Below are 25,414 nucleotides of genomic sequence, written 5' to 3'. Positions count from 1 at the left end.
TCATTTTGAATGAGCCACTAACCGGTGTGAAAGCTTTTAGCCTTCGACGGTGATGCCCATGGAACGAGCGGTACCAGCGATGATCTTCGCAGCAGCGTCGATATCGCGAGCGTTCAGGTCTTCCTTCTTGGTCTCAGCGATCTCACGAACCTGAGCCATGGAAACCTTGCCGACCTTCTGGGTGTGAGGAACGCCGGAGCCCTTCTGCAGGCCAGCAGCCTTCAGAAGAAGCTTTGCAGCTGGAGGAGTCTTCAGCTTGAAGTCGAATGAACGGTCTTCGTAAACGGTGATCTCAACAGGAACAACGTTGCCGCGCTGGTTTTCAGTCGCAGCGTTGTAAGCCTTGCAGAATTCCATGATGTTGACGCCGTGAGCACCAAGTGCCGGGCCAACTGGAGGAGCAGGGTTTGCCTGTCCTGCCTGGATCTGGAGCTTGATGAGGCCAGTGACCTTCTTCTTCTTAGGAGCCATCGTTAAACCTGCTTCCTTGTTACCGGCCACAACTGGGACGATGAAACCCCACTAGTAACCGTCCGGATGCTCGGTCCCGCTACAACTTCAGATGATCGCTTTAGTTGATCATCTTTGCTGATCTTTACGTAACCGGGCCACCGGGGATGAATGATTTTGAGCATGCTTAAAAAACACGCGAGTGTCTACCTTACACGCAAAACCCCGCATCACCAAAGCCCTTATATGTGGCCTAGGAAATGCGGGGTAAGTGGTGCAGTTTAGCTACTAGCTAACCTTCTCAACCTGGTCGAAGCTGAGATCAACAGGAGTTTCACGACCAAAGATGGACACCAAAACTTCCAGCTTCTGCAGCTCAGGATCGATAGAAGAAATCGTTGCAGAAACAGAAGCGAAAGCACCAGTCAGAATGGTCACAGCCTCACCAACAGTGAAGTCCACAGCAACCTGAGGCTTCTTGGTATCGGTAGGCATAGCCACAACCTGCTCACCCTCATCAGCCGCAGCAGCAGCCTCACCGGTGACAACAGCCTGCTCCTGAGGCATCAAGAACTTCGCAACATCGCGGTGCTTCACAGGAGTTGCATTGCCCTCGTTACCCACAAAGCTGGTCACACCAGGGGTATCGCGAACAACAGACCACACGCGGTCATTCATGTCCATGCGGACCAAAACGTAGCCCGGCAGCAACTTACGCTTAACCAGCTTGCGCTTACCATCACGGATCTCAGTGACCTGCTCGATAGGAACAACAACCTCAAAGATGTCATCCTCAACCTCAAGGGTCTGAGCACGCATGTCAAGGTTCGCCTTCACCTTGTTCTCGTAGCCGGAGTAGCACTGAATGATGTACCAAACACCAGGCTGCTTCTTCAGCTCACGAGTGAACTTACGCAGACGAGCCTTGTACTCCGCATCCGCGTCCTGCTCATCGGTGTCACCAAGTGCAGCAGCCGCCTGAGAAAGGCTGTCAGCCTCTTCGTCCTCTTCTACTGAAGCTTCGGACTCTGCAGCAGCAGGAGCTTCTTCTGCGGCTTCTTCTGGAGCATCTAGGGTCTCTTCTTCCAGATCCTGCTCAGCTTCCAGGGCAGAGGCCTCTGCAGCAGCATCTGCTTCTACGTCTGCTTCTGCAGCGAAATCGTCATCTGCGAATTCATCACTAAAGCTCGCGCCGAAGTTCAGATCCTCGTCCTGCTCAAACTCGTTAATGTTCTCATCGCTCATAATGCGTGTTCTCCCAACCTATCTATCGACCCTAAAACCCAGCGATAATCAGCCAACGCAGGGATGCAACATGCCATCTAACAGCTTTCGTCCCATGCTACTGCGACAAACAACCAATTACATCCAATTGCAACCGCTGCCCCAAACCAACCACCTGGGCAAAAATTATCCCGCCGGCTCCTCCAGGGAACCAGCGGGACTTTTCAAAAAAGATGTTACACATCCTACCTACGGAGTCAGAATCTTCTCAACTCCAAGACCAGCTAAGAAATCCACACCAGACACCAAAGCGGTCAAAACAATCAAGAATCCCAAAACCACAAGGGTGTACGTGACCATCTGGCGCGCAGTAGGCCAAATAACCTTACGGACTTCTCCCACAACCTCAGGCAGGAAAGAAACAACACCGCCACCAGGCTTAGAGTCCGAATCAGATGACTTCTTCTGTGTAGATACCTGCTTTGCCTCATATGAAGAGGTAGAGGTAGTGGAAGCACCCGACAGCTGGCGTTTACCCGTTGGGCGAGACGTTCCGCCTACGCCAGAATTCTGCTCGTCGCTCACAGCACTCCTCTAAATCACTACTCATCCAGGGGCGATAACAATTTTTCGTGCAGACATTTGATCCAGCACAATCGCAGCCCTGTGTTCAACCTTCGAGAGTACATTAATCCCGCGAACCCTCGCAATATTTATTAGGACATACCTGCTACAGGTGAAAGATCCCTTGATGAAACAAAAAACACCCTTGATCTGGTTAAACAATAAAACCAGATCAAGGGTGTTCATCTTGCAGGGGCGACAGGAATCGAACCTGCAACCTACGGTTTTGGAGACCGTTGCTCTGCCAATTGAGCTACGCCCCTATGGAGCACAGGCAATGTTACCATCAGCCTGTCAATTTGCGAAAACACCGCTTCTAACCTAAAAAAATTTGCAGTTAGAAGCGGTTTCATCCGCGGTAGCGATGGCGAGAATTGAACTCGCGACACAGCGATTATGAGTCGCTTGCTCTACCACTGAGCTACACCGCCACATTGCTCAACATCTCTTACGAGAATAAAAGCAACAGAGCCCCCTAACAGAATCGAACTGTTGACCTTTTCCTTACCATGGAAACGCTCTACCGACTGAGCTAAGGGGGCGTCAAGCTCTTTGAAATGCAGTCCGTATAACTACCGCTGCGCTCCGTTGAAGCCTTAAGAACTTTAACCCGAACCGCTACCGCAACACAAATCTGCAGGAAGCTAAAGGTTTTCTTGGATTAAATTGCACCCCCACTGCGATGCATGTGGTCTGAAACTAAAAACCCACACCCTAGGTGCGTCTGCCAGGTGTGCATTTGTGGCCTAAAGAGATCCAGAAATGATTCCAAAATGGTCCAGAAATGCAAAAAGAGCCCCCTAACAGAATCGAACTGTTGACCTTTTCCTTACCATGGAAACGCTCTACCGACTGAGCTAAGGGGGCATCTACTTCTTCAAAAACAGCCAGGCTGTGCTCCGTTGAAGTCTTAAGTAGATTAGCGTGAACTTGAAGAAACACAAAATCACTGGTCAGCCGCCACTTTTTAGCACTCAAAGACGCCCTAAAGTGACAGTGGATTGAGTTATCTGCAACAGACGCTTGGTGTGGTTGCCTTAAGTTCAATTTCTCGAAGGCAACACCTCAACGGCGACTTCTTAACACCGACTTCTTATGCTCGACTTCAGTCGGTGCTGTCAGGATTTCCTACTGAAGTCATCTGACGAGACGTTGAGTATGAGAAGTCAGCACACGCGAAGTCGAGCAATAGGACTGCTGCCGCCATATCGAGGCGAAGGACTCCCCCACTTAAGTTCGATACCTCAAATACAATTTCTCAAATCCAATTTCTTACCTTCGAGACCATTCGCAAAACCACCAAAAACCGAGTGAAATCGCTCTTAAGAAATTGAGCCCGCGAAACCGTAGTTGAGAAACCGCTACCGTGAAATCGAACTTACGGAGCCAACGCCGCCGCTACTCCTCTGAGGATCCCAGAAAGATCCTCAAAAAGTCCACGCATGCAAAAACCCGCTGCACTTTCCTAAGAAAGTGCAGCGGGTGATTGTGCCAGATGTAGGATTCGAACCTACGTAGGCGCAAGCCGACGGATTTACAGTCCGCTCCCATTGGCCGCTCGGGCAATCTGGCGGGCACCTCGTTTGGTGCGCCTCATACTTTACTATGAGACCCCGCCTGTTATGCAAATCGGCAGGTTAAGTGGTGGATTAAGGGGTTATCCGACGCGCTTGACTGTGAAGGTTGCAAGGTTGCGGAGGGCTTCCTTGACGGTGCTGTCTGGGAGGCGGTCGAGTTCTGCGTTGGCGATGTCCATGTAGCGGTAGACCTCGTCGAGGGCTGCTTGACGTCCGCCGGATTGGGAGAGGAGCTCGAGGACGTGGTTGACGGTCTCGTCGTCTTCTAGAGGGCCGGTGAGGATGTCGCGGAGTTCTGCGCCGACGGGGGTGTCTTCACGGAGTGCGTAGAGCACTGGGAGGGTGAATACACCTTCGCGGAGGTCGGTGCCGGGCGTTTTTCCGGATTCGTGGGTTTCCGAGAAGATGTCGATGATGTCGTCGACGATTTGGAAGATCATGCCTACGGCTGCGCCGAAGTTCTTCAGAGCGTCGATGTGTTCTGGTGCGGCGCCTGCGTGCATGGCTCCCAAATAGCCTGCGGAGGCGATGAGGACACCAGTTTTTTCACGGATTACGTTGGTGTAGTGCTCGATCGGGTCGGTGTCGCGTGGCCCGACTGTTTCGCGCATTTGGCCGGTGACTAGTTCGCCGAATGTTTCGGCGAAGTGGGCGACTGTGTCGGTACCCAGCAGACTCATCAGACCTGATGCATGTGCTAGGAGGATGTCGCCTGCGAGGATGGCTACGGAGTTGTCCCATCGTGCGTTAGCACTTGGGACGCCGCGGCGCATGGATGCCTCGTCCATGACATCGTCGTGGTACAGGGTGGCCAGGTGGGTGATCTCTACGACAACGGCGGCTTTGATGACGTTTTCGGAGAGTGGTTTTTCACCGAACTCGGAGGCCAGCAGTGCAAACATGGGGCGGAATCGTTTGCCGCCGGCTCGTGTTAGGTGCATGACGATATCGACGAGGAAGTCTTCCCCGGACGATAGTTCAGTGTGCAGGAGTTCTTCTACCTGCACCATGGCGTCATTGATCCTGGCCGTTAGCTCGGGATCACCAAACTCGACCTGAGATGCTCCTGTGGTGGATACACCTTCTTTTCCGAGCCCGTGGGAACGGGTTGGAACGGTTCGGCCGCTACTCATTCATCGCTACCTTTGGTGATCGAGTGTGGATTCATTCTTTCGGTGAATCCAGTGAAATGGACAAAAAGCTTTTTGTTTAACCGTAGTCGACGGAAGGCACTTGAAGCACCTTGGGTTAGTCTTCTTGCTCTCCGGACTGAGACAATGGGGTTTGTGTCTACAACTTTTGATGTGTTGATCATCGGCGCGGGCCCCTCAGGCGCCAGCGCCGCCGTCCATGCGGCCAGGGCTGGGCTTCAAACATTGCTTATCGACGCCTCCTCCTTCCCGCGGGATAAAACGTGTGGCGATGGCCTTACTCCCCGTGCGATTCACCAGCTAGAACTTCTAGGTGTTGCTGATCAGGTTACCGGGGATTATTTCAACAAGGGCTTGAAACTGCATGGTTTTGGCGGCTCTGTTGAGGCGCCGTGGCCGGAGACATATTTCACGAATAAGGGTTCCGCGATGTCGCGGATGGAGTTCGATGATTTGTTATTCCGCTTGGCAAAATCTCATGAGGAAGTAACCACGTGGGAGAACGCGAGCGCCCAAGACCCCATTTTGAGGGGGAATTTCTTGGAAGGCGTTGTGATTAATCACGCAGGGCAAGAGAAAACCGTCAAGGCGAAGCATGTGATTATTGCCGATGGTGTCCGCTCCCCTTTCGGTAAGAAACTGGGTAGGCAGTGGCATCGCGATGAGGTGTATGGCATTGCGGCTCGTGCTTATTGTGAAACTCCGCTGTCTGATGAACCGTGGATTCACTCCCATGTGGAACTGCGCGATGAAGATGGTGTGGTGCAGCCAGGATATGGGTGGATTTTCCCGCTGGGCAACGGCACGGTGAATTTGGGTTGTGGCGCGCTCTCGACTGATAAGAGACCAGCGAAGATCAATACGAAGAAATTGTTGAGCTTCTATGCGGGTCAGCGTCGTAAAGCATGGCAACTCGGGCCCGAGCACGACGTCGCCTCTGCCCTGCTGCCTATGGGCGGCGCGGTGTCGAATGTGGCTGGCGCGAACTGGATGCTGATCGGCGATTCCGCCGCGTGTGTGAACCCGCTGAACGGCGAAGGCATCGACTATGGCCTGGAAACCGCGGCGATGGCCGTCGACACGCTTGTGGAAAACCCCAAGCGCGATTTGACCTTGGTATGGCCACATAGGTTGCGCGACGCGTACGGCGAGACCTTCATGTTGGCGCGCACGGCTGCTCGACTGCTGACGTACCCGCAGTTTTTGCCGATGGCTGGGCCGCTCGCATTCCGCGGGCCGCTGCAAAAGGCCATCATGCCGGCGGCTGCGCGTTTGATGGGCAACCTGATCACAGAGGAGGATAAAGACCTGCTCGCCAAGGGTTGGCAGGTCGCCGGATCCGCGATTAGTTGGGCGCGGAAGGGCTCCCCTCTGTGGGACTCGACTAGTTCTCTGGTTTAATCGCCGAGTGCAGCGCGACGATGCCGAAGGTCAGGTTCTGCCAACCGCAATCTGACCAACCATTCTGGTTGATCTCCCGTGCTAGTTCCGCCTGGCTAGGCCATGCGCGGATGGAATCAGCCAGGTAAATGTAGGCCTCCGGGTTGGACGATACTGCGCGCGCCACCTGGGGCAGCAGGCGCATGAGGTACTCCTTGTACACGGTGCCGAACACAGGGATCACGGGGGTGGAGAACTCCGCCACGGTGAGGCGCCCACCAGGTTTAGTCACGCGGGCCATTTCTTTCAGGCCAGCGCGGAAATCGTGAATATTGCGCAGACCATAAGAAATGGTCACAGCATCAAAGCTGTTGTCTGCAAACGGCAACTGCATGCCATCGCCCACAACCTTGGACACATCGCGGTCTTTACCTGCGGCGAGCATGCCCTGGGAGAAATCACACGCCACACAAAACGCGCCGGATTTTGCCAACTCCACGGTGGAAACGGCTGTTCCTGCAGCTAGATCAAGCACCTTCTCCCCTGGCTTGAGGTCCAGGCGCTGCCTAGTGCGCTTTCGCCACACACGGTCCTGACCAAAAGAAAGCACGGTATTGGTGAGATCGTAGTTCTTTCCGACGTCATCGAACATTGACGCTACGTCGAAGGGGTCCTTGTCTAAATCTGCTTTAGCCACGCGTTCGAGTCTAACCCAGGAGCTTTAGTGGGAGGTTATTTGGCTGCGACGCTTAGCGCCCTTAGCTCCACCTATGGACAACCAACCGATACCCAAAATGATGAACCACACTGGCGTCGCGATGAGCGCTGCACGGGTATCCGGCTCCAGGGACAGCACCACCAACATCGCTGCGAAGAACACCAACACCACAACTGCCATGACCACGCCGCCAGGCATTTTGAAAATCGACTTTTTGTGTAATTCCGGGCTGTTGCGGCGGTAGACGATATAAGCCACCAAAATGTAGGACCACACCACCATGAACAACACCGAAGAAACCGTGGTGATCAGTGTGAATGCCTCGATGACAGTGCCGCCAGCGTACAGCAAACCCACCGCTGGAATGAGGCAAATCACAGAAAAAGTCAATCCCCTGGCTGGCACCAAGTTCTTGGACAACCGGCTCCACCGTTTCGGAGCTGCGCCTTCCAAAGACAATCCATACAACATGCGGGAGGTGGAGAAAATACCACTGTTGGCAGACGATGCTGCAGAAGTGATGACCACAAAGTTAATGATGCCTGCCGCCGCTGGGATTCCTGCCAGCGCGAACATCTGCACGAATGGGCTGTTGTCAGCACTGACCTGATCCCATGGGGTGACCATCATGATGACAGCCAACGCCAAAACATAGAACACCACGATGCGGATGGGAATGGAGTTGATTGCCCGAGGAAGCGTCTTGGTGGGATTCTCAGTCTCTGCAGCTGCAGTGCCGGCAAGTTCAATCCCGACGAACGCAAAGATAGCGATCTGAAAACCAGCCAAGAAACCGGTAATGCCGTTGGGGAAAAATCCGCCATGCTCAATGAGGTTGTTGAACTGCGCGGTGGTGCCATTAGGTGATTCAAAGGCTGTGACCACCATGAAAAGTCCCACGACGATCAAGGACACGATAGCCACGATTTTGATGATGGCGAACCAAAACTCCATCTCACCGAACAGTCGTACCGCAGCCAAGTTCAGGGCAAACAGCAACGCAATGGTGAGCACACCTGGAAGCCACAATGGGATCTCAGGCCACCAGTATTGGGTGTATCCAGTGATCGCCACGATGTCCGCCATGCCTGTGGCAATCCAGCAGAACCAATATGTCCAGCCGGTGACAAAACCTGCGCCAGGACCCAAAATATCAGAGACCGCATCGCGCAAAGATTTGTAATTCAAATTGGCGAGCAGCAGCTCTCCCATGGCACGCATGACGAAGAAAAGCATGAAACCAATAATGGCGTACACCAAAATTACTGATGGCCCCGCAACGGAGATCGTCTTGCCGGACCCCATGAACAGACCCGTACCGATCGCTCCGCCGATGGCGATGAGCTGAAGGTGTCTATTGCTCAAACCGCGCTTGAGGTGCGGTTCGTGATTCTCCTGGACTGCTGAATCAGAAATGGTCGTGCTCCTTGGGAATATAAGGATGTGAAGCGTTAATGGGCGCTAATCCTACTCCCATGGATTAATTCTGCAGAGTTAAGCCTCGATGCTGATGCGGGTGCGAACACCCAGCGCGCGAGCAACCCACAGTGGAAGCTTTGCTACTTCAGCGCTAGGGCCAAAGAATGTCAGTGGGATGCGCTGTGACAAAGCGATTACATCCGCGTAGTGCTGGAGAAGCTGGGTGCACAAAGCTTCCCAGGTCTTGTCTTTCACACCTTCCCAAGCAGCTGCGCACATTTCGGAGTGGCGGGAATCGTCCAAAATCCATTCGGCTGCAGCGGGGAGGGTTTCCTTGAAATCTACAACATCAAGAAGCAGGCCGTTGACGCCTTCGTTGATCAAATCAATGGGACCACCTGCGCGTGGGCCAATGGTGGGCACACCTGATGCTTGGGCTTCCTGGATCGCCTGGCAGAAGGTTTCAAACTCACCTGGGTGCACAAACAGATCGAGTGATGCGTAGGTGGTGGCTAGTTCCTCGCCGCCGAGAGCTCCTGTGAAGATCGCATCCGGCATCATTTCCTGCAGGTACTTGGCCTCTGGGCCATCACCGACGATGACCAATTGGATGTCTGAGCGTCCGGATAATCCAGCAAGGCGCTCCACGCCCTTTTCGGATGCAAGGCGCCCAACGAAACCAACGATCTTCTTTGCTCCACTTGGATCCCAAGACTTACGTAGCGCTACGGAACGCTTTCCAGGGTGGAAACGCTTGGAGTCCACGCCACGAGCCCAGTGGAAAATATCATTAATTCCGTGGTCACGCAGCTCGTCAATGCTCATGGATGAGGGAGCAAGGGTGCGCTGGCACATGTTGTGGACCGTCTTGATCCATTCCCAGCTTGCAGTGGCCAACGGTGCCAGGTGGTAGCGCTGGGAGAACCCTGCGACATCAGTTTGATAGATAGCAATTGCTGGGATGCGCAGCTGCCTTGCTGCGAATGCTGCCGCTCCACCGAGCACAAATGGGGATGCCAGGTGGATGATGTCTGGGTTGTACTCGCGCAGCACAGAGGTAACTGAGGGCAGAGGAATACCGATGGGCAGTGAATCAATCAGTGGGACCCGAACGGTGGGGACGCGCACAATTTCAAAGCCCAGGTAGTTGCCGATTTCTTCTTCAAAATCCCGGGCACCCGGCGCGATGACGAGCGCGTCGTGTCCGTTGGCTTTCAAATGCTCCAACACCCGGAGCACCGAGTTGGTGACTCCGTTGACGTTTGGAAGGAACGACTCTGCAACAATTGCTACCCGCATGGGCCTTATTATCTCCACATCATGCCTACATCGCAGTTAACCGAACATGGCTTTATCGAGAACTTTATTTAAGTGTTGAGATCTTTTCGGTTACATCCTGGTGAATGCTCCCGGCATAGAGCTTTACACTGTGGTTTCGTTGGCGTCGTCGGATCGTCTTCCGAATCTGCCCATTCCCAGCCATAGTACTGACCAGATGGCGGTGGCGACAGCTGCGACACTAAGCGCTGGGATGATGGACAGTGTCCACTTGCGGCCTTCTACTTTGACCAGGTCTGGATCTGATTTGGCGTAGTTCACCCACACGCGTTGCCCCTCGCCCAGTCCCGTGGGGTACAACAGGCCGGTGGCTGGTGAGTGATAGATGCCGTTTTCATCTTGGAAATCCACCGTTGTGCGGTAGCTGCCGACGTTGGTTACTTGTGCCAAGGCGCGCCCGGAGTTGCCTTCGATGGTGCGGTCGTTAAGGAATGGCCCGATCACCATGGAGGCTGCTCCGAGCATCGCTGCTATAAAAAGGACAATGAGCAGTTGTCGGGCCCGTCGGCGCACTTGGTACCACTCCATTTAGTGCACCGTGTCCATGAGAGCTTGCTGTTGTGCACGGCGGGTATCTCGGACGGTCGAAGCTTCAATAATGGTGAATCCGGATACTTCGGTGGTATCAACTAGCGCGATGATGAGGTCTTGGAGGTTGTCTACCACTTGGTGTTCAATGCCGTAGCCTGCGCAGAGATCCGCGATGGACGCGTCGTGTGGGGTGCCGAAAGCACGCTCGAAGTTGGGGCGGAGACCATCTGCGCCGGTTTCTAGGAGCTCGAAGATTCCGCCACCGTTGTCGTTGGAGACCACGATGGTGAGGTTTTCTGGGCGTGGTTCATCAGGGCCGATGAGCAGTCCGCCAATATCGTGAAGGAACGACAGATCGCCCAGAAGGGCCACAGTGCGTGGCGCGCGGATTTCATCGGGGTGGCGGGACTGCACAGCAAGTGAAGTGCCGATTGCTTGAGCAACAGAACCATCAATGCCTGCGACACCTCGTGGGGAGAAGGTATCCACGCCATCAAAAGGCATACCCACCAGGGAGAGGTCACGGATTGGGTTGGATGCTGCAGCAAAGAGGGTATCGCCGGTGCCTAAGGTATCCGCCACGGCTGCGGCAACATGGAGGCCGGTGAAACCGAATTCTTGGTTGTCCAGGACGTCACGCACACCATCGGCCGCAAGTTCTGATGCTGCCGAACAGATCTTTAACCACTGCTTTTCCTGGGTGCCGGTGACCTTCACTGTGCTGCCCACCTGATCGGCATGGCGGCCGGGATCAGTGATGATATCGGTGCGTGAAAGCACAGTTAATTTAATGTCAGGATCTGACATCAACTTCAACACTCCGCGGTGCAGCGTGGGGTGTCCCACCACGATCACATGATCAGGCCTGGTGTTTACCACATAGCCTTCCGCGGAGACCTGCTCCTTCAGCAAGATTTCAGCAGCCAGTGGGTGCACCGGATTATAAGGCTTTGGTGCAGTAGGTTCAGCGATGGTGGGCACATCTTCCAGCCCTTCCACTTCCCATGCTTCATCACCGGCAATCACGAGGGTGTGCTCCCCCAGGTCCACGGTCACCTCACCGTGGTTGATCCAGCGATGCGTCCATGATGCTCCAACTGCCTCACCATGAAGCTCTGGCAGTTCAGGAGCAACCAAAGGAACATCAAGTGCAAGATTGAAATGACGCGGAATCTGGGAAGCCCCCTGAGCAAGGCTTTCAGCAATCTGCGCTACCTGATCCAGCTCAGTGATACCGACCGTCGGTGCAAGATCACCAAAAATACCGGTCTGGTTAATCGTTTGGCTCGCCCCCGTTCCCACCAAATGTGCAGGACGGTCAGCAGAGAGCACAATCAACGGGATATGGGCATGCGCAGCTTCAGCAACAGCAGGCAGGCAGTTAGCCACAGCCGTGCCGGAGGTCATCACCACAGCCACCGGCCGGGCCTGGGTACGCGCTAGGGACAGCGCCAAAAATGAGGCGCTGCGCTCGTCGATACGCACATGGACACGCAAATCCTGCCGCGCCAGCAACTCAAGCGACAACGGTGAGTTCCTGGATCCTGGGCATAACACCACGTCAGTGACGTGTGGTGCGAGGGAATCAATAACGGCGCGGGCAAGATCTTGAGCTGGCGTGCTGGACATGCACAACAGTCTAGATTGTCTCCAGGTACGGATACGATTCACGCACGCGCGCAAACCACCAATCACGCCTATCTTTGCTGGCAGCAAGCGTTTCCAAACGATCCATTTCCGGGGCAATTACACGCGTTTCCATGAACCCATCAGTGATTGCGTGCGGGGTCGCGACATCCTCTAGGAACAACTGCGAAGTCGCAAGACCCGCCGCCGCTGGTGGCACATCAATGAGATCGTCATCATCCAACTTCGGCAACGCCGCCACCGCAGCCAACCCAGCATTCATCCCCACAACCGTGTCCAACGCACTTGCTACAGTGATGTCCATCGTGCGCGACCGCAAATGTTGCGCCACCTCAAGCACTCTTTTCACACCACCCAAAGGAGCAACCTTCACCACAGCCACATCCGCAGCACGCAGATCCGCCACCCGATAAGGATCATCAGATTTTCTGATCGATTCATCCGCTGCAACGCGCACAAAAAGTCCGCGCCGCTGCACCGTCATGCGCACTTCCGCCAGTTCCTCCACGGTGGCACACGGCTGCTCTAAATAATCCAACGGCGCCAACGCCTGAGCCGCCTCCACCGCCTGCTCCACACTCCACCCACAATTGGCATCAACACGGATGATCGCGCCGGGGCGTGCCTCACGGACAGCGGCAACTCGCGCGATGTCATCAGCCAAGGTCTGGCCTGGTTCCGCGACCTTTACTTTGATGGTGCGACAGCCTGGGAAACGGTCCAAAACTTCTGCCACTTGATCGGTCGGAACAGCTGGGATGGTGGCATTGACTTCCACGCGATCACGCAACGGCGCCGGAAAACCCTCCCACGCTGCTTCAATGCCGGACTTTAGCCAACTGGCCGATTCTTGCGGGTCATACTCAAGGAAGGGCGCGAACTCTCCCCAACCAGCAGGGCCTTCAATCAGCAAAGCCTCCCTGGTGGTGACGCCACGAAACTTCACACGCATCGGCAGCGACACCACGTGGGCGCGCTCTAGAATCTCATCAACAGTTGGGGTGCTCATGGGGAACCATCCTAAATTAGGTGGACGCCGTGGTCGTCGATAAGCAGTGCCTGTCCATCTTTAAGCAGGACCAGCGGGAATTCGGCGCCGTAGGTGCGCACGGTTTCCGCAAACACGTCGATGGGAAATTGCGGGATCGTGCCACCAGCATGGGGCACCACGACATGCTCGCACAGGCCTAGACCTGAATAGTCGCTTAAATTCGGCGCGACATCGGGGCTATCCAAAAGGCTGATCGGTTCAATCGAAGGACCTGCAATTACCGCGCCGGCGCTCGTTCCAATATACGGCAGACCAGCGCGAACATGCTTAATCAACACCTCATCATTGCCTGTGGAACGCAGCAGCCACATCAGATCAAAAGTCTCACCGCCCGCCACATACACCCCATCAACCTCACCAAGCACCCGATCCACTTCCTCCGGAGTCGACGTGGAAATCGGCAGCTCACGAATGCTCAAGCCGTGCTCGCGCAGCATATTTCGCTCCGTCTCCATAAAAGGAGCGGCCTCGGGACTACCAGCAAAAAGCCTGGTCGCATCAGGGATATACGCCACGGTACCGCGCACAAAATCCCGAATATGATCATGGCCAAAGGAGATCAGCAGTAAGCGCATGTGCGCCATTTTAAGGCAATATGGGGCCATGAATTCGCTTTTCGACGTCTCCCCACACTGGTCCTCCGCCAACGCCAAGCTCACCGCACATTTCAACACCGGAAAATTCTCCACTGGCATGAAATTTGTCAACCTCATTGCCGACTCCGCAGAAGAAGCCAACCACCACCCCGATATCCTTCTCACCTATGGTTTTGTGGACATCACCCTCACCAGCCACGATGTGGGTGAGATAACCGACCGTGATGTCGCCCTAGCAAAAGTCATCGACGCCCACGCCAAGACCTTGAACATTTCGGCAGAGGCTTAAGGTTAAAGATTATGAGCAACTACAGCACCGACAACCCTTTTGATCCCACCCAATGGGCCACCGTTCCAGGTTTTGAAGAATTCACCGACATCACCTACCACCGCCACGTGGGCACCACCCGCGCCGATGGCATCGTGCGCATCGCCTTCGACCGCCCCGAAGTTCGCAATGCTTTCCGCCCCCACACCGTCGATGAGCTTTACCAAGCCCTCGACCACGCGCGCCGCACCCCAGATGTTGGAACCATCCTGCTCACCGGCAACGGCCCCAGCGAAAAAGACGGCGGCTGGGCGTTCTGCTCCGGCGGCGACCAACGCATCCGCGGCCGCTCCGGCTACCAATACGCCACCGAACACGCGCGCGACGATGCCACCGCTGATGTCTCCACGGTAGATATTGCCCGCACCAAAGTTGAAGGCGGACGCCTCCACATTTTGGAAGTCCAACGCCTCATCCGCACCATGCCCAAAGTTGTCATCGCAGTAGTCAACGGCTGGGCAGCCGGCGGTGGACACTCCCTCCATGTCGTTTGCGACCTCACCATCGCTTCCCGCCAAGAAGCACGCTTCAAGCAAACCGACGCTGACGTGGGATCCTTCGACGCTGGCTACGGCTCCGCCTACCTAGCGAAAATGGTCGGACAGAAAAACGCCCGCGAAATCTTCTTCCTCGGACGCACCTACGACGCCGAACGCATGCAACAAATGGGCGCAGTCAACATCGTGGCCGACCACGGCGACCTAGAAAAAGAAGCCATCCAAGCAGCCCGCGAAATCAACACCAAATCCCCCACCGCGCAACGCATGCTGAAATTCGCCTTCAATCTCACCGACGATGGCCTCATGGGACAACAAGTCTTCGCCGGCGAAGCCACCCGCCTGGCCTACATGACGGATGAAGCCGTAGAGGGTAAGGAAGCATTCCTAGAAAAGCGCGAACCCAACTGGAATGAATTCCCTTACTACTACTAGTGAGTTCATGGGTTCCTAAAACACTTACCGGGTACGAGCTCGGCTGTCTTAATTGTTTTTCATGCCCAGCCTCCGCCTCACTTTGAGAGGGGGAGGCTTGCTTTCTTTTTTTACAACGAGGCCGCCGGAAGAAAATCCAGAATAGGTTACGCTTTAACAGGTGAAATCCCAGCTAGTTGCCTATATAGACGAATCATCAGCCATGCGATCCCAAAACCGCCAAGATTACATGGTGTGCGCGGCCATTATTGATTCTGTCAACTCGGACGCGATACGCACTGAACTCTTACCGTTACGCCTTCCAGGTCAGATTAAGCTGCATTGGACAGACGAGCGTGAGAGTCGTCGCAGAACGATAGTCAAGACATTATCCGCCCTTGATTCCATGCAAGCTGTAGTTACTCATCGCAGCGAGATAAGTAAAAAGACAGAACGCTACCGAAGGAAATGCCTCGAAAATATGTATTTTGAGCTATCCAACATGGGAGTCCAATAGGTCGTCCTGGAAAGTCGACAAGTGGCTCAAAATAAAAAGGACATCGAACATATCGTCGCACTACAAGGGCGTGGACAAGCCTCAAAGATTCGTATAGTACACATCCGGGGGCGGAGATGAACCTTTACTCTGGATTCCAGATATTTTCTTAGGAGCAATTAACTCTAACTATAGCTCCCCCAAAACAAAAGCTCCCTGATAAGCGTGTTTGAACGCTGATCCATGTCACCTGGGTTGTTGACTTTTGAACTATGGCCGCAACCTTGACCACCGCACTCACGGGCGAGGAAATCACCATCCTCAAAAGCTACAAACGCTCCCGATTCAGCCTCGTCCAACACAAGGCAGAAGCACTCCTACTGCTCAACGGCAACATCGACATTAACTTCATCGCAGACTTTTTAGACCGCCGACCCTCGACCGTGACAACGTGGGCGAAAGACTACCAACGCATCAGAATGGCCAGCCTCTACACCGGCCACGCAGCCAACACGAATGCATCCAAACTCACCCTCACACAACGCCATGAGATAGCCACAGTGTTATCCACACCGCCCTCTGCACAGGATATCCCCGCCCAGTTCTGGACCGTGCCACACTTAAAAGACTGGATAACCAGCCAGTTTGATGTCATCTACGACTCTGACACCACCTACCACCTGTTACTTCGCCACGCGGGCCTAAGCTTTAAATATCCCCAGGTCTTCGATAAACGCCGCGGCAGTGACGCAGAAATCAACGCCCGGATGTCCCAGATCCGTGACGAGATCGCAGAAGCACTTAATGATCCAGGCCAGGTGGTTTTTGCTGCTGATGAAGTCCGCATCGAACATGAAGCAGAAGTACGCAAAGCTTGGGTACACATAGGCCAGCCCACCACCTTAAGTGTGGATCGTGTGCGTCAGGCCCAGTCCTATATTGGGTTTTTATCCCAGACCACCGGTGAGGTGGATCTATTGCGGTTGGAGTGGCAAAACACTGAAACCATCATCGAGGCACTCACCACCTTAGTGGGCAGGCATCCAGGGAAAAAGATCACCGTGGTGTGGGATAACGCGAGGTGGCATAGGTCGAAGAAACTCCGCGAGCATCTTGGGGAGGGCAATGCGTTGGCCAACGTGCACCTGGTGTGGTTGCCACCGTATGCCCCGGATCATAATCCGATTGAGAAGGTGTGGAATGAGGCGAAAGCAGCGATCAGTAACCGCCAGAGATTGGTGTTCGAAGACACCTGTATTGGGTTTGAGACGTTTATTGGTTCATCGGCTTTTGCCTACCGGATCTGAGCTTGTGAGTGAAGCTTTTGATTTGGGAGAGCTATATCTTGGAAATGATCTCTACTGGAAACAATTGCAAGACAGAGTTGTTCTCAATTCATTAACCCCGGAATCACTATGAGAATAAAACAAAGCGAAGACCCTAGGTCCAGTCGTCCGGCTGGGATCCTAGGGTCTTCTTCCTTCACTGTCGTAACAGGAGGCAATGCCTACATGCTATCACGATCCTCCTTACAGATACACCGCCTCAAATCCTTTATTCGCACATCGAGTTATCCATATGAATGCGGAATCGCCATTGGTGCTATACCAACTACCATTCGCCTTCAAAAGCTGATCTGTGCACACCGTAAATGAAGTTAAAAACACTTTCCGTGAAGCTTTAGCTGAAATCAGGATGAGAATCTTAATTGCCAGCAACAAACTCCCTTGTCACACTCAGCTCATCTCCATTGACACACGGTGAGGGGAAAACTTCGGCACTCCAAAAGTACGCACATGTAGTTTCTGAAATTCAGGAACTTTCCACCCCCGAAACTCGTTAATATCAGCAAGATCAAAAGAATTCACTCACTGTTCATCTTGTTGGTTCCTTGATTTAAGGTTTTTACTTTCTTAAGTAATTTAACGAATTTGGTCTCGAAACTGACCTAAAACCCCATGTTGCTAGTTGGTGCAAACCAATAATAGCTATAGCCCCAATACAAATGGTCACCCCAATCATGGGGAATTCGAACTCTATCCTGGGCATTTACCGTCAGAAAATCCAAAATCGACGTTTGGTTTCTACGCTTTTTAGGGCATACTTCCCAATCGTGACCGAGCTGATTATTTTATTGATTGTTATCGTGACGGCGCTCGCCTTCGATTTCACAAACGGATTCCACGACACCGGCAATGCGATGGCCACATCCATTGCCACAGGCGCTCTAAAACCTAAAGTCGCCGTGGCACTATCCGCCTCACTGAACCTTGTTGGCGCATTCCTCTCTGTAGAAGTTGCGACAACTGTTGCCAAAGGCGTTGTTGACCTCGACCAATTCGACCTAAGCAATGCCTGGGATTCCCACCAGCTCCTGCTTGTCGTCTTCGCCGGCCTCATTGGCGCCATCGTCTGGAACCTTCTGACCTGGCTGCTAGGCATTCCTTCCAGCTCCTCTCACGCACTTTTCGGTGGCCTCATTGGCGCCGCAATTGCTTCACTCGGTTTCGGCGGAGTGGTGTGGGAAGGTGTCTTGTCCAAGATGATCATCCCAGCATTGGCTGCACCAGTTGTTGCAGGTCTCGTGGCCGCCATCGGCACTTTCGCCGTGTACAGCATCACAAAGGCAGTTGGAGACAACGAGAAGAACCGTTACTTCCGCTGGGGTCAGATCGGCTCCGCTTCCCTGGTTTCCCTGGCACACGGCACCAACGATGCCCAGAAGACCATGGGCGTTATCTTCCTTTCCCTGGTTGCCACCGGTCACCTGGGAACTGACGCTGACATCCCATTCTGGGTCAAGGCTTCATGTGCATTGGCAATCGCAATCGGTACCTACTTGGGTGGTTGGCGCGTTATCCGCACACTGGGCAAAGGCTTGGTTGAGATTGATTCCCCTCAGGGCATGGCAGCAGAAACTTCTTCTGCAGCAATCATTTTGACTTCTTCCCACTTCGGTATGGCACTGTCCACCACTCACGTTGCTACTGGCTCCATCATGGGTACCGGCATTGGACGTAAAGGTGCGAAGGTTCGTTGGTCCGTCGCAGGACGCATGGCAATGGCCTGGGTTATCACCCTCCCTGCCTCCGCGATCGTTGGCGTTTTCTGCTGGTGGGTAGCTCACGGAATTGGTCTTATCAGCTCAGACCTCCTCGGAGTCCTCGTTGCATTCGCCATTCTGGTCCTTCTGTCTGGCTACATTTACGCCCGTTCCCGTCGCGTGCCTGTTGATCCAAGCAACGTCAACGCTGACTGGAATGAAGAATCAAACAGCGTGGAACCTGCAACACCTTCCGCCCCGACTGCTTCTGAGATTGCAGAAGCTCCTGCCGCTCCAGCCGCTCATGCCGTTCAAGATCTCAACAACGAGAATGAGGTAACCAAGTAATGAACTTCGCTACTATTTTCGGAAGCATCTTTGAGGTCACCCTCGTGGGCATTTTGCTCGGCGCAGGCCTTCCAGCCCTTTTTGCATTAGGAATCCGCTTTGCTCACAGCCCTTCTTCCAACGGCACTAACGCTCTTGGAAAAATTGCTTCAACCATCTGCTTTGCCATCATTGCGGTTGCTATCATCGCTGGCATTCTCTGGGTCACCAAAGCAACGATCTACCAGTACTCTGGTTTCGACATTTTCGGCACTGAAGGCTAAAAGCACCAGCTGCGAATAACAACTTTCTCCAAACCAGGTCTCTTCAAAGGGGCCTGGTTTTTGTCATTCCAGAGACCTATATGAGAAGTTTTTCCAAAAGCAAGATGCTTTACTGACCTGTAAGTTATGGTGATGGCGTGTACTCGACAAGCGGAGAGAAAAACCTCTCCGAAGCCACTCGGCTGTTCTACGCCGAAGGACTCTGCACGATCTAAGTCGACCGGGTCGTGGCTGAATCCGGCCTGGTCGCCGCAGTTCTTTAACGCCGTAGTGATACCAGAAAATGGGACATCACCGAATACCTGGATTCGCCACACGCTCACCGAGCATTCCGCTCAAGATGGCCTGGCGAACCCAGCAAAGTGCGGGTCATTCTTTTCATTGCTTATCGACGGCGCCAGCGTCCGTGCCATCACCACCGGCGAGATCACTGGCATCGTGGACGCAAAACAAGCAGCAACAGAAATTATTAACATCTGACGCAACGCTTCAGGAGAGTCCTCATGAAAGAGACACTAACCACCGGTTTAACCCACCAAATGACCTACATAGTGCCAGCAAACCGCACAGTTCCGCATCTGCTTCCCGAAGCAGCAGAATTTGAAACCATGCCAGATGTCCTGGCCACTGGATATATGGTCGGCATCATCGAGTGGGCCTGCATGGAACTTCTGCGTCCCCATTTGGACGACGGTGAAATCTCGCTGGGCACTCATGTGAACTTCTCCCACACAGCTCCAACGGTTCCTGGATCCACGGTCACCATCGATGTTGAGGTGACAGAGATCAACCGTCGTGCAGTTACCTTCAACATCACTGCAGCTGATGAGTTCGCCACTATCAGCACCGGCACCCACCAGCGCGGTGTGGTTAACCGTGAGAAGTTTGTCTCCCGTCTGCCTGAAGCACCTAAGGAAAACTAAATCATGGCCAAGTTGTTTGATTCCCATTTCCATATCATCGATCCCCAGCACCCACTGATCGAAAACAACGGCTACCTCCCCGAGCCTTTCACCGTGGAGGATTACACTGCGCGTGTTGAAGGCCTCGAAGTTGCTGGCGGAGCGATTGTTTCCGGTTCTTTCCAGGCTTTCGACCAGGGCTACCTCAAAGATGCTCTCGCAGTGCTTGGCCCAGGCTATGTCGGTGTCACTCAGATCCCCGCAGATACCTCTGATCAGGAGATTCTTGATCTGGACAAAGCTGGCGTGAAGGCTATGCGTTTAAACTTGAAGCGCGGTGGTTCGGCAGGTCTTGACGATCTCGAGACCTTGGCACGCCGAGTCCACGACCTAGCCGGTTGGCACACCGAACTCTATGTGGATGCTCGCGAACTAGACGAGTTGGAATCAACCTTGGCCTCCCTCCCTGCTGTCAGCATTGATCACTTAGGGCTCCACCGCAATGGACTTCCCGCACTTCTTCGCTTGGTAGAAAATGGCATTAAAGTCAAAGCAACCGGATTCGGACGGGTAGAACTAGATCCAACTGAAGTCATCCAGGCAATCATGGCTGTCGATCCCACTGCTTTGATGATCGGAACTGATCTTCCATCCACCCGCGCTAAGCGACCTTTCGAAGACGCTGACCTAGATTTGATCGCTGAAACGGTTGGCGAAGATCATGTCGACAACGTCTTCTGGAACAACGCTGCAGCGTTCTACCTCGGAGACCAGTAGTTTTAAGACCCGAAATGTCTCTCCCGCTTTTAAGTTAAGCGGGAGGGACATTGTTATGTCGTGAGTTGTAGTAACCCCAAAGCCCACGGATTAATCAATAGTGAAATTCAATGATTTTCTTTTCCCACAGGCCTAAACTTAAATCATGAGCCACAACGACAGCCCAAACTTTGCTCGCCGAGCGCTCAATTGGCTCCGCCAAGGTTATCCAACCGGTGTTCCGCGGCACGATACTTTCGCTCTGTTTTACGTTTTGGAGCGGGAGCTTACTGAAGAAGATCTCAACGAGCTCGCAGAGCTTCTCATCGCGGAAGGTGAGAACAATGGGCTGCACGATAATCCCATTACGCGTGAAAAAATCGGCAAGCTGATCACGCATGTTCACAGTCAGCCACCTGAGGATGAAGACATCGATCGAATTCAGAAAAAGCTGCAGGCTGAGGGCTTCCCCACCCGCAATTAATTAATTGGAGTTTTGTTGTTCACTCTTGAACAGTTGCGGTGTTTTGTCGCCGTCGCCAATCATCTTCATTTCGGAAAAGCTGCTGCAGAGCTATCCATGACGCAGCCGCCGTTGAGTCGTCAGATTCAAAAGCTGGAGAAGATCGTCGGTGCAACCCTGCTTGATCGTGACAACCGCAAGGTGGAACTGACCACTGCGGGTTTCGCATTTTTGAAGGATGCTCGCCTCATTCTCAATTCCACCGAGAAGGCGGCTGAGCGCGCACGATTGGCTAGCTCTGGCATGTGGGGACAGCTCAATATTGGATACACCGCTGCAGCGGGTTTTTCCATTCTGGGCCCGACGTTGAATCAGTTGCATGAGAAGATGCCGGGGGTCAGTGTCGATCTTTTTGAGATGGTCTCCACCGAGCAGATCGCCGCCTTGAAGTCTGGGCTGTTGGATCTTGGCATTGGCCGATTGAGCTCGCCAGTTGAGGGTCTTCAAACTCGACGTCTCCAGGCTGATTCCTTGGTTCTTGCAGCTCCGAAGGGGCACCCACTTCTTGATCAGGATCGACCACTGTTGCGGAAGCATCTGACTGGGGTTCCTTTTCTGCAGCACTCTCCCACCAAGGCGAAGTACCTCTACGACATCGTTGTTAGAAACTTCACGATCAATGATGCGCAGGTGCAACATACGCTGAGCCAGATCACCACGATGGTTAGTTTGGTGGCCTCTGGACTGGGTGTTGCGCTGGTTCCGGAGTCCGCGAAAAAACTCAATTACAGCGGTGTTGAGTATCGCCATTTTTATGATCTACCTGTTGGTTTAGCGGAGCTGCAGGCTATTTATTCCACCTCGAATGATAATCCTGCGGTGCGGAAATTCATCAAGAACATTGACGATACCTGGTCATGACGTTTTACCTGGTCGCAATGTGTTTAATGTGTCCAATACGTCCACACTGTCCACTGGGAATGGTGTGGGAGTGGGGGAAATCAGGGGGAAATCCCGCAAGTGTGGTGATGATTTTTGAGGGGTGAAACGCAAAAATGCCCCCACTGACCATGTAGGCCAGTGGGGTTCTCCAATATTTTTACCAGCAAAGTACTATGTTTAATTCATGAAAAAAACATTAAGCATCATTGCAGCCGGACTACTACTAGCGGGCTGCGGAAGCCCTGACGCTCCTGCCCGGTTCGAGAAAATAGGACATGCCGAAAAATGGCTAAATGAAAACGGGTACGAGTGTGACAAGTGGGTGGAAAATAGCGACACTAACGCAGTTTGTAAGCGGAACGGTGAAGAGTCAATCACTATTTCGCTTGATGAAGATCCGCTTGATGGTGTTGCCTACTATTTCGAAGGTTCAACGTGGGGGGCGGCTGCCGTTGGGGAAAACTGGTTTTCGGTTTGCTCCACTTCAAACATGTGGGTGTGTAACGACATTTCAATTGGGGATGGTTTAAGCTTTGTTCCGAACCCTATGTACACAAAATAGAAATCTAAAAATGTGCGGGTTGGGGTTTTTGAAATGTTCAAGAATGCCCCACAACAATTTGTTGCACCTTTTTGTTGCAGGTCAGGACTTTTCCCCAATTTCGGGGAATACCTCCCCAGCCGGTGGACGCCCACGAAGCCCCACGATTTCGCGGTGAAGTCATGCACACACTAAAAATCACCCCAAGGGGAGCATCCGCAATCAGTCGCCTAGTTTCCTCCACCAAGGAGGTCGCAGCGTAATGGACGAAAAAATCATTGACATTAACGAGTACCGGGCAAAAAAGAGTTTGGGCAAACCGACCCCCTAACGGACCCGCCCCAACCCCAATCGCAATGTTTCCCGCTTGGGCGGTGGCAGCATGATGTTAACTTCTTTAGCGCATTTTAATCTGTTCTCGGTGTCTGCGCCTTGGCAGGTCGTGCTGTTTGATGTGGTCGCGTAGTTTTGCCTGGTATGCCCGTATGCGCTGTTTTGCGGTGTCAATGTCTCTAGGGTCGATGGCTGCAGCTTCCATCCGTTTCGACGCCCTGATCTGGCGTTCTAGGTAGCGCTGCTTCTGTGTGGCCTGGTAGCCCTCATGACCTGGATCTGGCTTGGGTGGCGGAATGGCCAGCACGCAACGCACGATTCGTGACAGAACGCGTCGCCATCTCCGCGTACGTGTCCAGCCCCCGTTTGAAGCCAGCCTTCTCAGCGAAAACCTCACCCCCGGGGGGTAGAGGGGGGGATAATTCATAAACACCGTTTATGGTGCAGAAACATCGAAACTTCAGACGACAAGTGAAAGTGACGTTCGAGCTACTGACACATCAGGCAAAATTAGATATATCGTAGAAGCCAACAGCACCCCCAACGCCTCTCAACGATGCGCCTCATGGGGGCCCTTTTCTTTTTAGGTGTAATTAATGTCTACTGTCCCCTATTTACAACCTGATGAACGTGAGGCTTTTCTTGTCGATCATGGAATGATCGAAGAAGGCCCATGTAATGATTCCCAGCGTGACTGGCTAGAATCAGTGAATTTTCACTTTCTAATGGGGTACGCACGGCACTACCGAAATCTCATTAATGAGTCCCATTGGGAGGGGCCAAAAAATCTAACCGAGATTCAATCACTCGTGAACTCAGAAGACGAGCTCGCAGCTTTTTTAGCCCCATGGATAAGGCGTGCCGAAACTCATCTACGAGCGCTGACGGTCAAGTACTACTGCGGGCAGCAACTGCATGGCGAAGGCTACTTGGACATGGAGTCTTGGGCTCAACCTAAGAAACATCTTCAGCTCACAATGCTCAAAGATATACAACGACACGGTGAGCCCTACGTTCAAGATCACATAGACGAACGAGCGCGCCAGGCTGGATTTGAAGTTCCTGAGTGGTGTATATCCGAGAACCGAGGCACTTGGTTGTCATTAGTCCAGGAACTGCCGTTATGGTCTGTGATAGACAGCTTCAGCATAGGCACTTTGGGTAAATTCTTATTGTCCTGTGGCTGTCAACCATGTGGGGAAAAACCCGTTGGAGACTTAGTAGCAGCGGAGCTCGACATCGGCAAGAATTCTTTTAATAAATCCGTTCAGTGTTTCGGGATCACTCGCAACCTGATATTCCATCACCAACGGATATGGATGCGCCCAATCCCTATGAATCCTGGTTTTGCAAAAGATTTGGACCGCCGCTACAAGCATTTTGAGCTACGAACCACGTACAAACAAGCTCATTTTGTGGCGCTGGCAAGCCTCTCAAAACTATTGCCAACAGATTGCCGTGAGAAGTATTTAGAGCAGTTGGATCTATTCTTAGAACTCCGCCCGTTACTCGCTCTTGGAATTATCCAACCGCCTTTTTTGAAATTCACGCCTCTTTCTTAAAGAATATTTCGCCTTTAAACACAAAAATGCCCCCACCCAGCACACGGCCAGGTGGGGGCAAATTAAATATCTTCGACAATCTCAGCAGGCACATCAACTTCTTTGACGGACTCGGGGTGAAGCAGTCGCCACGCCCGCGCATATCGCAAAGCGGCACGGCATTTTCCCTGCAGTGAATCCACTTTTGATCGCAGGGATTCCACCCGCTCAGTCAATCGTTCAATGTCTTTATCGCGGGATTCCAGTTCTTTCCCGGTCCAGTCTTTCACCGTGTCGAAGAACTTCTCCCACTCGGGGCCGCGTGATTCAACTTCGGCGGTGTTTTTCTGGCCTGTGGCGGTGAGCTTCGTTGTGCCCCAGATGACTGCGCCGGTGATCGCAGCGACTAGAACCGCACCGAGAAATGTCACTACGGTTTCGGGTATCAGCTCCCCCCAGACTTGCCGATGGTGACAATGACATGCGGGTCACGACCTCTACCGAACCCCCACATAGCTAGCCCAGCTGTGGCTAAATACCCTAGCGCGCTGACGTACGCTCGGGGGCTGTCGCCAAGTGCTACGGCGATGCTTATGGGGCATACTCCGGAGGTGTTGATGAGGGTGTATGCGCACTTTTTGCCGGAGGATACGACTCGTGCTTTGCGGATCATTAATAGTGAGTTTGGGGGAAATCGGGGGGAAGTTGGTTCTTCCGGGTTGCGGGTTGTGGGCTGATATTTGCCTTGACCTGGTGGTTTATGATCCACCTGTATCACATTATCGATGTTCATCAGGAACATTGACGATACCTTTTAAGCATTTCAGCATGCCAAACTAAT

General features: G+C 53.2%; 27 protein-coding genes and 5 tRNA genes. 13 read left to right on the top strand and 19 right to left on the bottom strand.

The window, feature by feature from the left end:
- Window positions 1-36 precede the first annotated feature (36 nt).
- The 9 genes from rplK to KW808_RS02680 form a co-directional block, all read right to left on the bottom strand.
- Window positions 37-471, bottom strand: a complete 435-nt coding sequence (gene rplK / locus KW808_RS02720) for a 50S ribosomal protein L11 (RefSeq protein ID WP_003854189.1) — start codon at window positions 469-471, stop codon at window positions 37-39.
- A 267-nt stretch (window positions 472-738) separates the two neighbouring features.
- A complete protein-coding gene (nusG, locus tag KW808_RS02715; protein WP_003860521.1) occupies window positions 739-1,695 on the bottom strand; it encodes a transcription termination/antitermination protein NusG in 957 nt (318 codons plus the stop codon).
- 228 nt (window positions 1,696-1,923) lie between these two features.
- The gene (gene secE / locus KW808_RS02710; RefSeq protein WP_003860520.1) at window positions 1,924-2,259 is read right to left on the bottom strand and encodes a preprotein translocase subunit SecE; all 336 of its coding nucleotides are present in this window, start codon (window positions 2,257-2,259) and stop codon (window positions 1,924-1,926) included.
- 229 nt (window positions 2,260-2,488) lie between these two features.
- Window positions 2,489-2,561: transfer RNA gene (locus KW808_RS02705), tRNA-Trp, on the bottom strand.
- Between the two features lie 96 nt (window positions 2,562-2,657).
- A tRNA-Met gene (locus KW808_RS02700) sits at window positions 2,658-2,729 on the bottom strand.
- 38 nt (window positions 2,730-2,767) lie between these two features.
- A tRNA-Thr gene (locus tag KW808_RS02695) sits at window positions 2,768-2,840 on the bottom strand.
- Window positions 2,841-3,092: 252 nt separating this feature from the next.
- Window positions 3,093-3,165: transfer RNA gene (locus tag KW808_RS02690), tRNA-Thr, on the bottom strand.
- Between the two features lie 622 nt (window positions 3,166-3,787).
- Window positions 3,788-3,870, bottom strand: a tRNA-Tyr gene (locus KW808_RS02685).
- Window positions 3,871-3,955: 85 nt separating this feature from the next.
- Window positions 3,956-5,008 (bottom strand): polyprenyl synthetase family protein, encoded by a 1,053-nt coding sequence (locus KW808_RS02680; protein WP_003860519.1) that lies wholly within the window; start codon window positions 5,006-5,008, stop codon window positions 3,956-3,958.
- Between the two features lie 144 nt (window positions 5,009-5,152).
- Here KW808_RS02680 and KW808_RS02675 point away from each other — a divergent pair, with 144 nt between their 5' ends.
- Window positions 5,153-6,427: a geranylgeranyl reductase family protein gene (locus KW808_RS02675; RefSeq protein WP_034983543.1), complete on the top strand. Its 1,275-nt coding sequence runs from the start codon at window positions 5,153-5,155 to the stop codon at window positions 6,425-6,427.
- Here the strand turns inward: KW808_RS02675 and KW808_RS02670 are convergent.
- The 7 genes from KW808_RS02670 to KW808_RS02640 form a co-directional block, all read right to left on the bottom strand.
- Window positions 6,411-7,103, bottom strand: a complete 693-nt coding sequence (locus KW808_RS02670; RefSeq protein ID WP_003854177.1) for a demethylmenaquinone methyltransferase — start codon at window positions 7,101-7,103, stop codon at window positions 6,411-6,413. The two genes, KW808_RS02675 and KW808_RS02670, sit on opposite strands and share 17 nt — an antisense overlap.
- Before the next feature lie 24 nt (window positions 7,104-7,127).
- Entirely contained in the window at window positions 7,128-8,561 is a 1,434-nt protein-coding gene (gene cycA, locus KW808_RS02665) for a D-serine/D-alanine/glycine transporter (RefSeq protein WP_230582012.1), read from the bottom strand.
- Between the two features lie 57 nt (window positions 8,562-8,618).
- On the bottom strand, window positions 8,619-9,842 hold the full coding sequence (locus tag KW808_RS02660) for a glycosyltransferase family 4 protein (RefSeq protein WP_003860513.1): 1,224 nt from the start codon (window positions 9,840-9,842) through the stop codon (window positions 8,619-8,621).
- Window positions 9,843-9,965: 123 nt separating this feature from the next.
- The gene (locus KW808_RS02655; RefSeq protein WP_003860512.1) at window positions 9,966-10,409 is read right to left on the bottom strand and encodes a DUF3592 domain-containing protein; all 444 of its coding nucleotides are present in this window, start codon (window positions 10,407-10,409) and stop codon (window positions 9,966-9,968) included.
- The gene (menD, locus tag KW808_RS02650; RefSeq protein ID WP_003860510.1) at window positions 10,410-12,041 is read right to left on the bottom strand and encodes a 2-succinyl-5-enolpyruvyl-6-hydroxy-3-cyclohexene-1-carboxylic-acid synthase; all 1,632 of its coding nucleotides are present in this window, start codon (window positions 12,039-12,041) and stop codon (window positions 10,410-10,412) included.
- A gap of 10 nt (window positions 12,042-12,051) precedes the next feature.
- The gene (locus KW808_RS02645) at window positions 12,052-13,068 is read right to left on the bottom strand and encodes an o-succinylbenzoate synthase (protein ID WP_003860508.1); all 1,017 of its coding nucleotides are present in this window, start codon (window positions 13,066-13,068) and stop codon (window positions 12,052-12,054) included.
- 11 nt (window positions 13,069-13,079) lie between these two features.
- Complete coding sequence (locus tag KW808_RS02640; RefSeq protein WP_170844356.1) at window positions 13,080-13,685, bottom strand: peptidase E; 606 nt, start codon at window positions 13,683-13,685, stop codon at window positions 13,080-13,082.
- A 28-nt stretch (window positions 13,686-13,713) separates the two neighbouring features.
- Between KW808_RS02640 and KW808_RS02635 the strand changes: the two genes are divergently transcribed.
- From KW808_RS02635 to KW808_RS02585, 11 genes are all read left to right on the top strand, one after another.
- Window positions 13,714-13,995: a 4a-hydroxytetrahydrobiopterin dehydratase gene (locus tag KW808_RS02635; protein WP_003860504.1), complete on the top strand. Its 282-nt coding sequence runs from the start codon at window positions 13,714-13,716 to the stop codon at window positions 13,993-13,995.
- 11 nt (window positions 13,996-14,006) lie between these two features.
- Window positions 14,007-14,966, top strand: coding sequence for a 1,4-dihydroxy-2-naphthoyl-CoA synthase (locus KW808_RS02630; protein ID WP_003860502.1), 960 nt, complete (start codon window positions 14,007-14,009; stop codon window positions 14,964-14,966).
- A 747-nt stretch (window positions 14,967-15,713) separates the two neighbouring features.
- Window positions 15,714-16,748 carry an IS630 family transposase gene (locus tag KW808_RS02625; RefSeq protein ID WP_499652545.1) on the top strand — a complete coding sequence of 345 codons (1,035 nt, stop codon included), beginning with the start codon at window positions 15,714-15,716 and terminating at the stop codon, window positions 16,746-16,748.
- 806 nt (window positions 16,749-17,554) lie between these two features.
- Window positions 17,555-18,832 carry an inorganic phosphate transporter gene (locus KW808_RS02620; RefSeq protein ID WP_034983909.1) on the top strand — a complete coding sequence of 426 codons (1,278 nt, stop codon included), beginning with the start codon at window positions 17,555-17,557 and terminating at the stop codon, window positions 18,830-18,832.
- A complete protein-coding gene (locus KW808_RS02615) occupies window positions 18,832-19,095 on the top strand; it encodes a hypothetical protein (RefSeq protein ID WP_003860492.1) in 264 nt (87 codons plus the stop codon). Before KW808_RS02620 ends, KW808_RS02615 begins: the two co-directional genes overlap by 1 nt.
- Window positions 19,096-19,227: 132 nt before the next feature.
- Complete coding sequence (locus KW808_RS02610) at window positions 19,228-19,575, top strand: hypothetical protein (RefSeq protein WP_170844352.1); 348 nt, start codon at window positions 19,228-19,230, stop codon at window positions 19,573-19,575.
- 23 nt (window positions 19,576-19,598) lie between these two features.
- Window positions 19,599-20,018 carry a thioesterase family protein gene (locus KW808_RS02605; protein WP_003860488.1) on the top strand — a complete coding sequence of 140 codons (420 nt, stop codon included), beginning with the start codon at window positions 19,599-19,601 and terminating at the stop codon, window positions 20,016-20,018.
- 3 nt (window positions 20,019-20,021) lie between these two features.
- Window positions 20,022-20,774, top strand: a complete 753-nt coding sequence (locus KW808_RS02600) for an amidohydrolase family protein (RefSeq protein ID WP_003860485.1) — start codon at window positions 20,022-20,024, stop codon at window positions 20,772-20,774.
- Between the two features lie 145 nt (window positions 20,775-20,919).
- Entirely contained in the window at window positions 20,920-21,237 is a 318-nt protein-coding gene (locus KW808_RS02595; RefSeq protein WP_003860484.1) for a DUF3349 domain-containing protein, read from the top strand.
- A 12-nt stretch (window positions 21,238-21,249) separates the two neighbouring features.
- Entirely contained in the window at window positions 21,250-22,137 is an 888-nt protein-coding gene (locus KW808_RS02590) for a LysR family transcriptional regulator (RefSeq protein ID WP_003860483.1), read from the top strand.
- Between the two features lie 205 nt (window positions 22,138-22,342).
- Entirely contained in the window at window positions 22,343-22,720 is a 378-nt protein-coding gene (locus tag KW808_RS02585; protein ID WP_003860482.1) for a hypothetical protein, read from the top strand.
- A gap of 376 nt (window positions 22,721-23,096) precedes the next feature.
- On the opposite strand, the gene KW808_RS02580 is transcribed toward KW808_RS02585, so the two are convergent.
- On the bottom strand, window positions 23,097-23,339 hold the full coding sequence (locus KW808_RS02580; RefSeq protein WP_003860480.1) for a phage minor capsid protein: 243 nt from the start codon (window positions 23,337-23,339) through the stop codon (window positions 23,097-23,099).
- Window positions 23,340-23,628: 289 nt separating this feature from the next.
- Here KW808_RS02580 and KW808_RS02575 point away from each other — a divergent pair, with 289 nt between their 5' ends.
- Window positions 23,629-24,594, top strand: a complete 966-nt coding sequence (locus KW808_RS02575) for an Abi family protein (RefSeq protein ID WP_003860479.1) — start codon at window positions 23,629-23,631, stop codon at window positions 24,592-24,594.
- 62 nt (window positions 24,595-24,656) lie between these two features.
- Here the strand turns inward: KW808_RS02575 and KW808_RS02570 are convergent, their stop codons facing one another.
- Together KW808_RS02570 and KW808_RS02565 are read right to left on the bottom strand one after the other, a co-directional pair.
- Window positions 24,657-25,004 (bottom strand): hypothetical protein, encoded by a 348-nt coding sequence (locus tag KW808_RS02570; protein WP_003860478.1) that lies wholly within the window; start codon window positions 25,002-25,004, stop codon window positions 24,657-24,659.
- Window positions 25,005-25,018: 14 nt separating this feature from the next.
- Window positions 25,019-25,246 (bottom strand): hypothetical protein, encoded by a 228-nt coding sequence (locus KW808_RS02565; protein ID WP_144290610.1) that lies wholly within the window; start codon window positions 25,244-25,246, stop codon window positions 25,019-25,021.
- Window positions 25,247-25,414 lie beyond the last annotated feature (168 nt).

Origin of the sequence: [Brevibacterium] flavum, assembly GCF_019317305.1 — a bacterium.
GTDB classification, from domain to species: Bacteria; Actinomycetota; Actinomycetes; order Mycobacteriales; family Mycobacteriaceae; genus Corynebacterium; species Corynebacterium glutamicum.
Note: the sequence above shows the minus strand (reverse complement) of the source record. Positions and strands in the feature narration are given on the sequence as shown.